This window comes from Erythrobacter dokdonensis DSW-74 (assembly GCF_001677335.1).
GTDB lineage: Bacteria > Pseudomonadota > Alphaproteobacteria > Sphingomonadales > Sphingomonadaceae > Erythrobacter > Erythrobacter dokdonensis.
On the sequence record NZ_LZYB01000001.1, the window covers coordinates 305,667 to 318,740 of the forward strand.

Sequence of the window (13,074 nt, forward strand, 5' to 3'; positions counted from 1 at the left end):
GCATGCGCAAAGGGGAACGGTGATGATGGAATCGGGCAAGGGACGGGACGAGGCCGGCGTGGCAGCGGCGTGGGAGCGCCTGCGCGGCCTGCCGAACCCGAGGCTGGCAGCCCTTTTCGCGGCCGATCCGGCGCGGGTCGAAGCGATGACCCGCCAGATCGCCTGGCCGCTCGCTCCCGGTAGCGCGGCCGAAGCAGGGATGACCGTCGACTTTGCCAAGACCCATCTCGGCCCCGAAGCGCTCGACGCCTTCGAAGCCATGGCCGAGGCGGCCGGCTTCGCCGCCGCGCGCGAAGCGCTGTTCAGCGGCGGGATCGTCAATGTGACCGAAGGCCGGGCCGCCACTCACGGCGCATTGCGCGGCAGCGGCACCGAGGCCCAGGTCGAGGAGGCCGAAGCTCTGCTGGCGCGCATGGGGATGCTGGTATCGGCCATCCACGAAGGCGCACTGGGCGAAGTGCGCCACTGCATCGCCATCGGCATCGGCGGATCGGCGCTTGGCCCGGCGCTGGCGATCGACGCGCTGACCCGCGATCTGGCGCTCGTCGATGTGCATGTGGTCTCCAATATCGACGGACTGGCCCTCGAACAGGCCTTTGCCGCCTGCGATCCGGCGACCACGCTGATCGCGGTCGCCTCCAAGACCTTCACCACCATCGAGACCATGACCAATGCCGCGAGCGCGCTGAAGTGGCTTGCTGACAACGGCGTGTCCGACCCCGGCGGGCGGGTGGTGGCGCTCACTGCCTCGCCTGAAAAGGCGGTCGAATGGGGCGTGGACGAGACCCGCATCCTGCCTTTCCCCGAAAGCGTGGGCGGGCGCTATTCGCTGTTCTCCAGCATCGGCTTTCCGGTGGCGCTGGCGGTCGGCATGGAGGAATTCGGGGCGATGCTGGCTGGGGCCAAGGCGGTGGACGATCACTTTCGTTCCACCGAGGGCCGCGCCAATGCCCCCTTGCTCGCCGCTTTTGCCGACCAGTTCTACACCCGCCTGATGGGCTGCCAGACCCGCGCGGTGTTCGCCTATGACGAGCGCCTCGCGCTGCTGCCCGACTATCTCCAGCAGCTCGAAATGGAATCGAACGGCAAGAGCGTGACGGCAGGCGGCGCGCCTGTCGACGGGCCGACCGCCCCTATCACCTGGGGCGGAGTGGGCACGGACGCGCAACACGCGGTCTTCCAGCTGCTGCATCAGGGCACGCATCTGGTGCCGGTCGATTTCATCGCCTCGATCGCGCCTGGAGACGATCTCGACCCCGCACATCACCGAATCCTGCTGATGAACTGCCTTGCCCAAGGCGCCGCGCTCATGGCGGGCAAGGCGGCGGAGGATCCCGCGCGCGCCTATCCGGGCGACCGGCCTTCGACCACTTTCCTGCTCGACGATTGCGACGCGGCGGCACTAGGCGCGCTGATCGCCTTCCACGAGCACCGCACCTTCGCCAATGCGGTACTGATGGGCATCAATCCCTTCGACCAGTTCGGGGTGGAGCTGGGCAAGGCGATCGCCAAGCAGATCGAACAGAGCGAGGGGGAGTTCGACCCTAGCACGAAGGCGCTGATGGCGGCGGCAGGGCTGGGCTAGTCGCGTAATCGATTGACTTTCACGCTCCCAGCGCCCATCTGCGGCGCATCGAAGCGCGCTAGCCAGCGTGAAGCGGCGGACATCTGACATCATCCGCCCCGGCCGCGCATCGGTCTTTCCCAAGGACTTCCCTTTTCACGCGGGCGGTTTGAACCCCCGCGCCGCGCCCGCTTGTCCATTGGGACTGGCGGAAGCGCGCCGCACATATTGCGAGTAACACATGACAACTTTCGCTGACCTCGGGCTGTCGCAGCCCGTGCTCCAGGCCCTCGACATGAAGGGCTATTCGACGCCGACCCCGATCCAGGAGCAGGCGATCCCGCCTGTGCTGGCGGGCCGCGACCTGCTCGGCATCGCCCAGACCGGCACCGGCAAGACCGCCGCTTTCATGCTGCCCGGCATCGACCGGCTGCGCGAGGCCGACAACAACATCCCCTTCAAGTCCTGCCGCATGCTGGTGCTTGCCCCGACCCGCGAACTGGCGGTGCAGATCGGCCAGAGCGCCAAGGATTACGGCGCGCTTGCCGGGCTCAAGGTGCAGGTGATCGTCGGTGGCACGTCCGTCGGCAAGGACCGCAACAAGCTGCATCGCGGCACCGATATTCTGGTGGCGACGCCGGGCCGCTTGCTCGATCTGGTCGACCAGAAGGCCTTCAACCTCAATGGCATCGAGGTGCTGGTGCTGGACGAGGCTGACCAGATGCTCGACCTCGGCTTCATCCACGCGTTGCGCAAGATCCGCGAACTGGCGCCGAAGGATCGCCAGACGCTGTTCTTTTCCGCCACCATGCCCAAGGCAATCAAGGAACTTGTGGGCGGCTATTGCAACAACCCGGTGCAGGTTTCCGTGACCCCCGAAAGCACCACCGCAGAGCGCATCGACCAGTATCTGTTCATGGTGCAGCAGGACGAGAAGCTCAGCCTGCTGGAGATGATCCTCAAGGGCCGCCATCCAGTGCCCGGCGAGTTCGAGCGCATCCTCATCTTCACCCGCACCAAGCATGGCGCTGACCGGGTGGTTAAGAAGCTGGCGCAATCGGGGATCGAGAGCAACGCCATCCACGGCAACAAGTCGCAGCCCCAGCGCCAGCGGGCATTGGACGAGTTCCGCCGCGCCCGCGTGCCGGTGCTGATCGCGACCGATGTGGCCGCGCGCGGGATCGACATTCCGGGCGTCTCCCACGTGATCAACTACGAACTGCCCAATGTGCCCGAACAATATGTCCACCGCATCGGCCGCACCGCGCGTGCGGGCAAGGAAGGGGTGGCGATTGCCTTTTGTGCAGAGGACGAACGCGCTTACCTCAAGGATATCCGCAAGACGACGGGTGCGGAGCTGGAACGTCTGCCGCTGCCGGACAATTTCCGGGCGGTGGTGGAAGGGGTCGGACCCGACAAGCCTGCGCCGCGTCAGCCGATGAAGCGGGTGCAGCCGCGCCCGCTCGGCCAGCGCGGAGCCAAGAGCGAACGCCGTCCGGACCAGCGCGGCGAACAGCGCGGCGAGCGTCGTCCCGATGGCGAACGCCGCACCCAGCAGGGCCGTCCGCAGACCGAGCGCCGGCCTGACCAGCGCGCCGAAAGCCCGCGCGGTGAACGCCGTCACGGTGACGAGGCCCGCGGCGAGCGTCGTGTGCAGCACGCCAAGCCGCGCGGCGAACATCACGGCAAGCCCGGCGGCAATGGCGGTCGCGGTCGCGGCGGTCGCGGTCGGGGCCGTCCCGGCGGCGGCGGCGGCGGCGGTCGTCCGCGCTCCGCCAGCGCCTGAGGCGTAACCTGATCCTGCCGCAGGGCGAACCTCCCGTCACGAGAGGCGCGCCTTGCGGTTGGCATCCCCGTTGCCATCGGCCATAGCGCGCCTGCAAGTGACAGGAGAACCAGCGCACATGGCCGAGCAATATGATTTCGACCTCTTCACCATCGGGGCGGGTTCCGGCGGGGTGCGCGCCAGCCGCGTCGCTGCCGCCCACGGTGCGCGTGTGGCGGTGGCGGAAGAATACCGCGTCGGCGGCACCTGCGTGATCCGCGGCTGCGTGCCCAAGAAGATGCTCGTCTATGGCGCCCATTTCGCCGAGGATCTGGAGGACGCGAAGCATTTCGGCTGGAATATCGAGGGCAAGAGCTTCGACTGGGCGCGATTGCGCGATCATGTCCAGAACGACGTGACCCGGCTTGAGGGCCTCTACAGCCAGACCCTCTCCAACCACGGCGTCACCGTATTCGAGGAACGGGCGACCATTACCGGCGATCACGAGGTCACGCTGGCGAGCGGCAAGGTCGTCACCGCCAATTATATCCTCATCGCCACCGGCGCCCGCCCGCACATTCCCGATTTTCCGGGTAACGAACACGTCATCACCTCGAACGAGGCGTTCCATCTCGCCGAGATACCGCGCCGCATCCTGATTGCGGGCGGGGGCTATATCGCCAATGAATTTGCCGGCATCTTCAACGAATTCGGCAGCAAGGTGACGATCGCCAACCGTTCCGACACGATCCTGCGCGGCTATGACGAGGCGCTGCGCGACCGGCTGCTCCAGATCAGCCTCACCAAAGGCATCGAGTTCTGCTTCATGGCCGAGTTCGAATATGTCGAAAAGCAGGACGATGGCACGCTCAAGGTCAAGCTCACCGGCCAGGACGAGCGCATTTTTGACTGCGTGATGGTTGCCACGGGCCGGGTTCCCAATATCGAGGGTCTGGGGCTGGAAACCATCGGTGTCCAGTGCGGCAAGCGCGGCGAGATCGTCGTCGATGCCTTCAGCCGCACCAATGTCGATTATGTCTATGCCGTGGGCGATGTGACCGACCGCGTACAGCTGACACCTGTGGCGATCCGCGAAGGGCAGGCCTTTGCCGATTCCGTGTTCGGCGGGGTGGAGCCCTATGCGGTCGATCATTCCTGCGTGCCCAGCGCGGTGTTCAGCCACCCTCCGATCGCCGCCGTGGGCATGACCGAAGGCGAAGCGCGCAACCGGCTTGGCAGCGTCAAGGTCTACCAGGCCGATTTCCGCCCGATGAAGAACGTGGTCGCGGCCCGCAACGAACGCAGCCTCTACAAGATGGTGGTCGATGCCGCGAACGACCGGATCGTTGGCATCCACATGATCGGCCCCGAAGCGCCCGAGATCATGCAGGCCGCCGCGATCGCGGTGAAAGCCGGCCTGACCAAGGCCGATTTCGACGCCACGGTCGCCATCCACCCGACGATGGCCGAAGAACTGGTGCTGTTCAAATGAACGTCGCCGGCAAGACCGTGCTGCTGACCGGCGGCAGCGCCGGGATCGGGCGCGAGATCGCACGGCAGCTCAAGGCCAAGGGCGCCGAGGTTATCCTCACCGGACGCGATCCCGACCGGCTGGCGGCGATGGCGGCGGAGGGTTTTGAAACCCTCTCCGCCGATCTCTCGAACGCAGCCGGGGTCGATGCACTGGTGGCGGCGCTGGAGGATCGTCCGGTCGATATCCTCATCAACAATGCCGGGCTGGGCGTTGCGCATGATGTGCGGGGTGGCCTGCCCGATCCCGATGCAGCGGACGGGTGTTTCTATGCCAACCTCTCGGCACCGGTGCGTCTCACCACCGCGCTGCTGCCGCGCCTGCGCGCCCGGCCGCAAGCGGCGATCATCAACGTGACGAGCGGGCTCGCTATCGCGCCCAACACAGCGAGCTCGGTCTATTGCGCCAGCAAGGCGGGCCTTAGAAGCTTCACCATGTCGTTGCGCGCCCAGCTGAAGGGCGAGCCGATCCGGGTGATCGAAGCCTTGCCGCCGGTGGTCGACACCCAGATGACCGCTGACCGCGACATGTCCAAGATGCCGCCGCAGGAATGTGCGCGGCAGATCATCGCCGCACTGGAACAGGGCCGCGACGAGGCCAATGTCGGCATGGTGAAGCTGCTGCGTGCAGTCTACTCGCTCTCGCCGGCACTGGCGCGCAAGGTCATGATCAGGTTCTAGGCGCCGAGCCTTGCCGGGGCGAAATCCGCGGCGGTAAGACCTGCCGCCACGCAATCTTCGGGGAAGGGCTGGCCGACCACGACGCTTTCGGCAATGCGCGAAAGGGCGGGTGCGGTCTGGAACCCATAGCCCCCTTGCCCCGCGCACCAGAAGAACCCGCTTGCGCCTGCCGCCTCGCCGATGACCGGCAATTCGTCCGGCGCAAAGCTCCTGAGGCCCGCCCAGCTATGGCTGATGCGGCGGATTGCCAGCGTGGTTGCCTTTTCGACGCGGTCGGCGGCGATGGCGATGTCGAGTTCCTCGGGCGCGGCATCGCACGGTTCCGACGGGGTCTGGTCCATCGACGAGGCGAGCAATTGCCCGCGACCCTCGGGCAGCAGGTAGAAGCCTTCGCCCGCAGTCTTGGTGAAGGGCCAGCCGCGCACATCCTCGCCCTCCGGCGCGGCGAAGCTGATGACCGTGCGGCGGCGCGGCTGGAGACCGACGGGAGCCACACCGGCCAGCTGCGCGATATCGTCCGCCCATGCGCCGGCTGCGTTGACGAGGATCTGAGCCGTGTAGTTGACCCCGCCCGCCTCGACCCGCCAGCGGTCTCCTTCGCGGGCAATCGCGCTGACCCGCGCCGAGGTGACCAGTTCGCCGCCGTCAGCGCGCAGGCTTGCCGCATGGGCCTGCAGCATCGCGTCGGTATCGAGCTTGAGCGAGCCGTGATCGACCAGCGCCGCCGCGCAGGCGTCCGGCCTCAGCACGGGCATCATTTCCAGCGCCTCGTCCGGGCCAATCCGCGTGGTGTCGCAGCCGAATGCGCGGTGCACGTCCTCCAGCGCATCGAGCGCCCCGATCTGCGCGGCGCTGGCGATATGCAGTGCGGGATGCACCGTGCCATGCCGGGCAAGCTCCGCCATGCTCAGCGCCGTCAGCGTGCGCACGCGGGTTTCGCCAAGGCCGAAATGCGCAAAGGCGACCGAGCGGCCCGAGGCGTGGTAACCGGGCGCGCTCTCGCCCTCCAGCACCACCACGCGCCCGTGCCGCGCCAGCCTTGCAGCCAGCGAAAGGCCCGCGACCCCGCCGCCGATTACCAGCATGTCTGCTTGCCGCATCCCGATCCTTTCCGCGCCGCCCGCCAATTTTGCCACGTTGACGCTTGGGGCTGGCTAAGGCAACGACCTTGGCAATTGCAAATGAGAGGGGATGCCCGTTGTCCGCCAATATCGCCGAAATGGAACGCCGCCGCGAAGCCGCCCGCATGGGCGGCGGCCAGAAGCGCATCGACGCCCAGCACGCCAAGGGAAAGCTGACCGCGCGCGAACGGCTCGACGTGCTGCTCGACGAAGGCAGCTTCGAGGAGCTCGATACCTATGTCGAACACGACTGCATGGATTTCGGCATGGAGACCCAGCGCATCCCCGGTGACGGGGTGGTGACGGGTTCGGGCACAATCAATGGGCGGCTGGTCTATGTCTTCAGCCAGGACTTCACCGTGTTCGGCGGGTCGCTGTCGAAACGCCATGCCGAGAAGATCTGCAAGGTGATGGACACCGCGATGAAGGTCGGCGCGCCGGTCATCGGCCTCAACGATTCGGGCGGCGCGCGGATTCAGGAAGGCGTGGCGAGCCTTGGCGGATATGCCGAGGTGTTCCAGCGCAACGTGCTCGCATCCGGCGTGGTGCCACAGATCAGCCTCATCATGGGGCCGTGCGCGGGCGGGGCGGTATACTCGCCTGCCATGACCGACTTCATCTTCATGGTGAAGGATTCGAGCTACATGTTCGTCACCGGCCCCGATGTGGTGAAGACCGTCACCAACGAGGTCGTGACGCAGGAAGAACTGGGCGGGGCGATCACCCACACCACCAAGACCAGCGTGGCGGACTTGGCCTACGAAAACGATGTCGAGGCCCTGCTGGCGACCCGGCGCTTCATGGACTTCCTGCCGCTGTCGAACCGCGAGGAGGTGCCGACGCTGCCAACCAGCGATCCGTGGGACCGCTTAGAAAACTCCCTCGACACGCTGATCCCCGACAACGCCAACCAGCCCTATGACATGCACGAGGTGATCACCAAGGTGCTGGACGAGGGCGATTTCTTCGAGATCCAGCCGGCCCACGCCGCCAACATCATCTGCGGTTTCGGCCGGGTGGAGGGCCGCACCGTGGGGGTGGTGGCGAACCAGCCGATGGTGCTGGCGGGCGTGCTCGACATCAATTCCTCCAAGAAGGCCGCGCGCTTCGTGCGGTTCTGCGATGCGTTTGAAATCCCGATCGTGACCTTTGTCGACGTCCCCGGCTTCCTCCCCGGCACCGCGCAGGAACTGGGCGGGATCATCAAGCACGGCGCGAAGCTGCTCTTCGCCTATGCCGAGGCGACCGTGCCCAAGATCACCGTCATCACCCGCAAGGCTTATGGCGGGGCCTATGACGTGATGGCATCAAAGCACCTGCGCGGCGATTTGAACTACGCCTGGCCCACGGCGGAAATCGCGGTGATGGGCGCGAAGGGCGCGGTGGAGATCATCTTCCGCTCCGAAAAGGACGACCCCGCCAAGATCGCGGAGCGCACGAAGGAATACGAAGACCGCTTCGCCAACCCCTTCGTCGCGGCGCAGCGCGGCTATATCGACGAGGTGATCCACCCGCACTCGACCCGCCGCCGGATTGCGCTGGGGCTACGCAAGCTGCGGACGAAGCAGTTGGAGAACCCGTGGAAGAAGCATGACAATATTCCGCTTTAAGGCGCTCCTTGGCGCGCTCGCATTCTTAGGTTCACCTCTTCAAGCGCAAGAGGGGGTGAGAGCCGATAGGATACTGTCCACCAACTCATTGCATGAGCGGTGCGCAGCATCAGAGGCCACCGAAGATGGCCGATTGATGATCGGGTATTGTCTCGGTGCCATCACCGGCATCGCTGACGCTGCGATGACGCTCAATGCCGTGCTGACCGGCAAGCAAACAATTTGTCTGTCCAAAGATGTGACCGCAGACGAGATGAGGTTGCAGTTTCTCGTGTTCGTTGAACGACGTCCTGATGCGATGAGCCTACCGGCAGCGACAGTTGTCATTGCAGTCCTTCAATCCAGTTATCCATGCAAGGCAGGAAACTCATGAACCTCGGCCGCCTCAACCACATCGCCAGCCCCACCCTCAAAAGGACCAACCAATGCACATAGGAGAAGCCAGCAAGAAGGAAGGCCTGTTCGCCAAGAGCTACGCGGCCCTCGTCACCGTGGTGTGGGACGGGGAGGAATACTACCTCTCCGAACTCTCGCAGGCGGGCGGGGCGCTGATGCAGTGGAAACAGCAGCGCGGCGACAAGGCGAAGACGGTGTTCTTCACCGTCGTCTGCGATCCGGCCAGCCTCGAGGATGCGCGGCATATCCTCACCTCGATCTTCGAGCACACGCCGCAGATGGTCGACCTTGCGAGATCGACGCAGATATCGGTCCAGATGATCGACGGCTCGGGTGCCGACGAGCAGGATGCGGACGCCGCCGCGATCATGGATGCTGAGCCCGCGCTGCTCGCCGAATTCTCAATCTGAAGGACGGGATACGAACACGATGAAACTCGGCCGCTTGAACCACATCGGGGTCGCCACGCCCTCCATCGCGGACTCGATCGCGTTCTACCGCGACGTCATGGGCGCGACCAAGATCCACACGCCTTTCGACCTTGAAGAGCAGGGCGTAAAGGTCTGTTTCGTCGATACGCCCGGCGAGAACGGCACGAACGGCACCCAGATCGAGCTGATCGAGCCGCTGGGGGAGAACTCCACGCTTGCAGGCTTCCTCGCCAAGAACCCCTTGGGCGGGCAGCATCACCTGTGCTTCGAAGTGCCCGACATCGATGAAGCGCGCAGCGAGTTCGAGGCGCTCGGCAAGCGCATCCTCGGCCCCACCCGCATCGGTGCGCACGGCACCCCTATCTTTTTCGTCCATCCCAAGGACATGGGCGGCATGCTTACCGAGATCATGGAGACCCCGCGCGAAGGCGCGCACTGGTCGAACTGACACACCTCACCCGGAGAGAAGAATGTCCTACGAAACCATCCGCGTTGACCGCGAAGGCCCGCTGCTCACCATCACCTTGAACCGCCCCGAGCGATTGAACGCCATGCCGCCGCAGATGGCGGACGAGCTGGGGCAGGCGTTCTATGACCTGGGCGATGCGCGCGCGGTGCTGATTACGGGCGAGGGCAAGGGCTTCTGTTCGGGCGCGGACTTGTCGGCGCGCGGTTCCGGCTCGGCGCTCGGCGGCAAGGGCGGCAGCCATGAGGCGTTGATCAACCATTACAACCCCGCGGTCAGCCAGCTGATCCGCGCGCAGGTGCCGGTGATCTGCGCGGTCAACGGCCCGGCGGCGGGCGTCGGGTGCAGCCTCGCGCTGGCGGCAGACTTCACCATCGCGGCCAAGAGCGCCTATTTCCTTCAGGCCTTCGTCAATATCGGCCTCGTGCCCGACGGCGGCTCGACCTGGCTGCTCATCCGCGCCATCGGCCGCGCGCGCGCCACCCGCATGATGATGCTGGGCGAGAAGATTTCGGGTAGCCAAGCCGAGGAATGGGGTCTCGTCTACAAGTGCGTCGAGGATGCCGACCTGATGACCGAAGCCCGCGCGCTGGCCGAGAAGCTCGCCAACGGCCCGACGGTCGCCTACTCGACGATGAAGCGCAACATCGCCACCGCGCTCGACCAGAACCTGCAGATGGTGCTGCTCGCCGAAGCCGAGGGCCAGCGCATCGCCGGCGCCACCAAGGACGCGATGGAGGGCGGCATGGCCTTCCTCCAGAAGCGGAAAGCCGAGTTCAAGGGGCACTAAAACCCTCCGTCTCCGTTTCTACCGGACGGAGTATAAAGCGCGCAGTCGAGATGCCGGAGCGCGGTGTCTCGACTTCGCTCGACACGAACGGTTAAAGGCCGAGACATGACCGACAAACCCACCATCGAAGACTGGAACGCCCTCGCCGCCAAGGAAGTGAAGGGCCGCGACCTGACCTGGCAAACGCCTGAAGGTTTTGCGATCAAGCCGTTGTATACCAACGAAGATCATGAAGGATTCGATCCGGGCCTGCCCGGCTTTGCGCCCTTCACGCGCGGGGTGAAGGCGAGCATGTATGCGGGCCGTCCGTGGACGATCCGGCAATATGCGGGCTTCTCGACCGCCGAGGAATCGAACGCCTTCTACCGCCGCAATCTGGCGATGGGGCAAAAGGGGCTGTCTGTCGCCTTCGACCTTGCCACGCACCGTGGTTATGACAGCGATCACCCGCGCGTCGTCGGTGATGTCGGCAAGGCGGGCGTGGCGATCGACACGGTCGCGGACATGCAGATCCTGTTCGACCAGATCCCGCTCGATGCCATGTCCGTCAGCATGACGATGAACGGCGCGGTGATCCCGGTGCTGGCCTTCTTCATCGTCGCCGCCGAACGTCAGGGCGTGTCGCAGGACAAGCTCGAAGGGACCATCCAGAACGACATCCTCAAGGAGTTCATGGTCCGCAACACCTATATCTACCCGCCCGAGCCGAGCATGCGGATCATCTCGGACATCATCGCATATACCTCGGCCAACATGCCGAAATTCAACTCGATTTCCATCTCTGGCTACCACATGCACGAGGCCGGGGCGACGGCAGTGCAGGAGCTCGCCTTCACCATCGCCGACGGCAAGGAATATGCCACCCGCGCCATGGGGGCGGGGCTGGATATCGACAAGTTCGCCGGGCGCCTCAGCTTTTTCTTCGGCATTGGCATGAACTTCTTCATGGAGATCGCCAAGCTGCGCGCCGCGCGCACGCTGTGGTATCGGGTGATGGACGGGCTGGGGGCGAAGGACGAACGCTCCAAGATGCTGCGCACCCACTGCCAGACCAGCGGCGTGAGCTTGCAGGAGCAGGACCCCTACAACAACGTCATCCGCACCACGGTGGAGGCAATGGCGGCGGTGCTTGGCGGCACGCAATCGCTCCACACCAACGCGCTGGACGAGGCGATTGCGCTCCCCACCGATTTCAGCGCCCGCATCGCCCGCAACACCCAGCTGGTGCTGCAGGAGGAAAGCGGGATCACCTCGGTCGTCGACCCGCTCGGCGGCTCGCACTATATCGAGGCGCTGACTTCGACGCTGGTGGACGAGGCGTGGAAGCTGATCGAGGAAGTGGACGCGGCAGGCGGCATGACCGCCTTCGTCGCCACCGGCGCGCCCAAGGCCGCGATCGAACGCGCGGCGGCGGAAAAGCAGACGAAGGTCGACAAGGGCGAAACCGTCATCGTCGGGGTCAACAAGTACCGCAAGGACGCCGAAGACGCTCTGGAGACGCTCGAGGTCGACAACCAGAAGGTGCGCGCAGGGCAAATCGCCCGCCTCGCCAAGGTGCGCGAAGGCCGCGACGAGGCAGCGTGCCGTGCGGCGCTCGCGGCGCTGACCGAAGGCTGCAAGAGCGGCGCGAACCTGCTGGCGCTGGCCGTGGAAGCCGCGCGCCACGATGCGACGCTGGGCGAGATTTCCTCGGCGATGGAAGAGGTCTTCGGCCGCCACGATGCCACCCCCGCGCCGGTCAAGGGCGTCTATGCCAGCGCCTATGAATTCGACCGCCGTTGGGCACAGGTGACCGATGGCGTGGAAGCCGTGGGCCGCCGCTTGGGCCGCAAGCCCAAGATCATGATCGCCAAGATGGGCCAGGACGGCCACGACCGCGGGGCGAACGTGATCGCGAGCGCTTTTGCCGACATGGGCTTCGAGGTCATCTCCGGCCCGCTGTTCCAGACCCCGCAGGAAAGCGCCGCGATGGCGCTGGAGCACGATGTCGACGTGGTCGGCGCATCGAGCCTGGCGGCAGGCCACAAGACCCTGATCCCCGAACTGATCCGGCTTTTGAAGGAAGCGGGCCGCGGCGATATCAAGGTGACCGCAGGCGGCGTGATCCCCCCGCAGGACTATGACTTCCTCCGCGAGGCGGGGGTGCAGGGGATCTATGGCCCGGGCTCGAACGTGGTCGAATGCGCGGCGGATATCCTCGTGCTTCTCGGCCACAACATGCCGCCACTGGGCGAGGGGCTGGACGAGGCGGCGGAGTGAGAAGGCTTGCCGTTTCAGTTGTCGCCTTCACGGCATCGCTCTCGGCAGTGCAGGCCAATGCTTGCCGAATACCTGTGCCTAGCGCGATGTTCGACATAGGTGACGTCGTCGTGATCGGAGAGGCACGTTGTCTTGAAGTGCAGGGTAAATGCCAGCTGATGGCACATTCGGTTCTGAAGGGACGGGAATTGTTGGCTGAGACCGAAATCGAGGTTTCAGTCTATGTTCCTCCCGAGCCACCGGTGGCGAACGGCGTTAGGGCCGCACCCAATTGCATACCTTACTTTGTGCCCCGGCATGAGCGAGCGGCAGGACGATTTTTTCTGAAGCTTCGCGAGGATGGTTCACTTTTCGTCATGTACCGAATCGATGAGATCGATGAGGCGGCGACATAAGGTTCATCTCCTCCGTTCGCCCTGAGCTTGTCGAAGGGCTGCATTTCCTTTTATCGGCGGTATGAA

Annotated in this window: 12 protein-coding genes; 11 read left to right on the forward strand and 1 reads right to left on the reverse strand. The window is 65.2% G+C overall.

Annotation, left to right across the window (positions count from 1 at the left end):
• The first annotated feature begins 22 nt into the window (after positions 1 to 22).
• From pgi to I603_RS01510, 4 genes are all read left to right on the forward strand, one after another.
• Entirely contained in the window at positions 23 to 1,585 is a 1,563-nt protein-coding gene (gene pgi, locus I603_RS01495; RefSeq protein ID WP_068862049.1) for a glucose-6-phosphate isomerase, read from the forward strand.
• A 220-nt stretch (positions 1,586 to 1,805) separates the two neighbouring features.
• On the forward strand, positions 1,806 to 3,350 hold the full coding sequence (locus tag I603_RS01500) for a DEAD/DEAH box helicase (RefSeq protein ID WP_068862050.1): 1,545 nt from the start codon (positions 1,806 to 1,808) through the stop codon (positions 3,348 to 3,350).
• 118 nt (positions 3,351 to 3,468) lie between these two features.
• Complete coding sequence (gene gorA, locus I603_RS01505) at positions 3,469 to 4,821, forward strand: glutathione-disulfide reductase (protein WP_068862051.1); 1,353 nt, start codon at positions 3,469 to 3,471, stop codon at positions 4,819 to 4,821.
• On the forward strand, positions 4,818 to 5,540 hold the full coding sequence (locus I603_RS01510) for an SDR family oxidoreductase (protein WP_068862052.1): 723 nt from the start codon (positions 4,818 to 4,820) through the stop codon (positions 5,538 to 5,540). Before gorA ends, I603_RS01510 begins: the two co-directional genes overlap by 4 nt.
• Here the strand turns inward: I603_RS01510 and I603_RS01515 are convergent.
• Positions 5,537 to 6,676, reverse strand: coding sequence for an NAD(P)/FAD-dependent oxidoreductase (locus I603_RS01515; RefSeq protein ID WP_232305212.1), 1,140 nt, complete (start codon positions 6,674 to 6,676; stop codon positions 5,537 to 5,539). The genes I603_RS01510 and I603_RS01515 overlap by 4 nt on opposite strands.
• Before the next feature lie 62 nt (positions 6,677 to 6,738).
• Here I603_RS01515 and I603_RS01520 point away from each other — a divergent pair, with 62 nt between their 5' ends.
• The 7 genes from I603_RS01520 (at position 6,739) to I603_RS01545 (ending at position 13,008) form a co-directional block, all read left to right on the forward strand.
• Positions 6,739 to 8,271, forward strand: a complete 1,533-nt coding sequence (locus I603_RS01520) for an acyl-CoA carboxylase subunit beta (protein WP_068862053.1) — start codon at positions 6,739 to 6,741, stop codon at positions 8,269 to 8,271.
• Complete coding sequence (locus I603_RS14395; protein ID WP_143736725.1) at positions 8,252 to 8,644, forward strand: Rap1a/Tai family immunity protein; 393 nt, start codon at positions 8,252 to 8,254, stop codon at positions 8,642 to 8,644. Before I603_RS01520 ends, I603_RS14395 begins: the two co-directional genes overlap by 20 nt.
• Positions 8,645 to 8,696: 52 nt before the next feature.
• Entirely contained in the window at positions 8,697 to 9,077 is a 381-nt protein-coding gene (locus I603_RS01525) for a hypothetical protein (RefSeq protein WP_068862054.1), read from the forward strand.
• Between the two features lie 19 nt (positions 9,078 to 9,096).
• The gene (mce, locus tag I603_RS01530; protein ID WP_068862055.1) at positions 9,097 to 9,546 is read left to right on the forward strand and encodes a methylmalonyl-CoA epimerase; all 450 of its coding nucleotides are present in this window, start codon (positions 9,097 to 9,099) and stop codon (positions 9,544 to 9,546) included.
• A 22-nt stretch (positions 9,547 to 9,568) separates the two neighbouring features.
• Positions 9,569 to 10,354, forward strand: a complete 786-nt coding sequence (locus I603_RS01535; protein ID WP_068862056.1) for an enoyl-CoA hydratase-related protein — start codon at positions 9,569 to 9,571, stop codon at positions 10,352 to 10,354.
• A gap of 105 nt (positions 10,355 to 10,459) precedes the next feature.
• Entirely contained in the window at positions 10,460 to 12,613 is a 2,154-nt protein-coding gene (scpA, locus tag I603_RS01540) for a methylmalonyl-CoA mutase (RefSeq protein WP_068862057.1), read from the forward strand.
• Positions 12,610 to 13,008: a hypothetical protein gene (locus I603_RS01545; protein WP_143736726.1), complete on the forward strand. Its 399-nt coding sequence runs from the start codon at positions 12,610 to 12,612 to the stop codon at positions 13,006 to 13,008. Before scpA ends, I603_RS01545 begins: the two co-directional genes overlap by 4 nt.
• Positions 13,009 to 13,074 lie beyond the last annotated feature (66 nt).

What these genes read in the sequence shown, in the direction of transcription:
- pgi (WP_068862049.1), top strand. Translation starts at nt 23, where the DNA reads ATGATGGAATCGGGCAAGGGACGGGACGAGGCCGGCGTGGCAGCGGCG.
- I603_RS01500 (WP_068862050.1), top strand. Translation starts at nt 1,806, where the DNA reads ATGACAACTTTCGCTGACCTCGGGCTGTCGCAGCCCGTGCTCCAGGCC.
- gorA (WP_068862051.1), top strand. Translation starts at nt 3,469, where the DNA reads ATGGCCGAGCAATATGATTTCGACCTCTTCACCATCGGGGCGGGTTCC.
- I603_RS01510 (WP_068862052.1), top strand. Translation starts at nt 4,818, where the DNA reads ATGAACGTCGCCGGCAAGACCGTGCTGCTGACCGGCGGCAGCGCCGGG.
- I603_RS14395 (WP_143736725.1), top strand. Translation starts at nt 8,252, where the DNA reads ATGACAATATTCCGCTTTAAGGCGCTCCTTGGCGCGCTCGCATTCTTA.
- I603_RS01525 (WP_068862054.1), top strand. Translation starts at nt 8,697, where the DNA reads ATGCACATAGGAGAAGCCAGCAAGAAGGAAGGCCTGTTCGCCAAGAGC.
- mce (WP_068862055.1), top strand. Translation starts at nt 9,097, where the DNA reads ATGAAACTCGGCCGCTTGAACCACATCGGGGTCGCCACGCCCTCCATC.
- I603_RS01535 (WP_068862056.1), top strand. Translation starts at nt 9,569, where the DNA reads ATGTCCTACGAAACCATCCGCGTTGACCGCGAAGGCCCGCTGCTCACC.
- scpA (WP_068862057.1), top strand. Translation starts at nt 10,460, where the DNA reads ATGACCGACAAACCCACCATCGAAGACTGGAACGCCCTCGCCGCCAAG.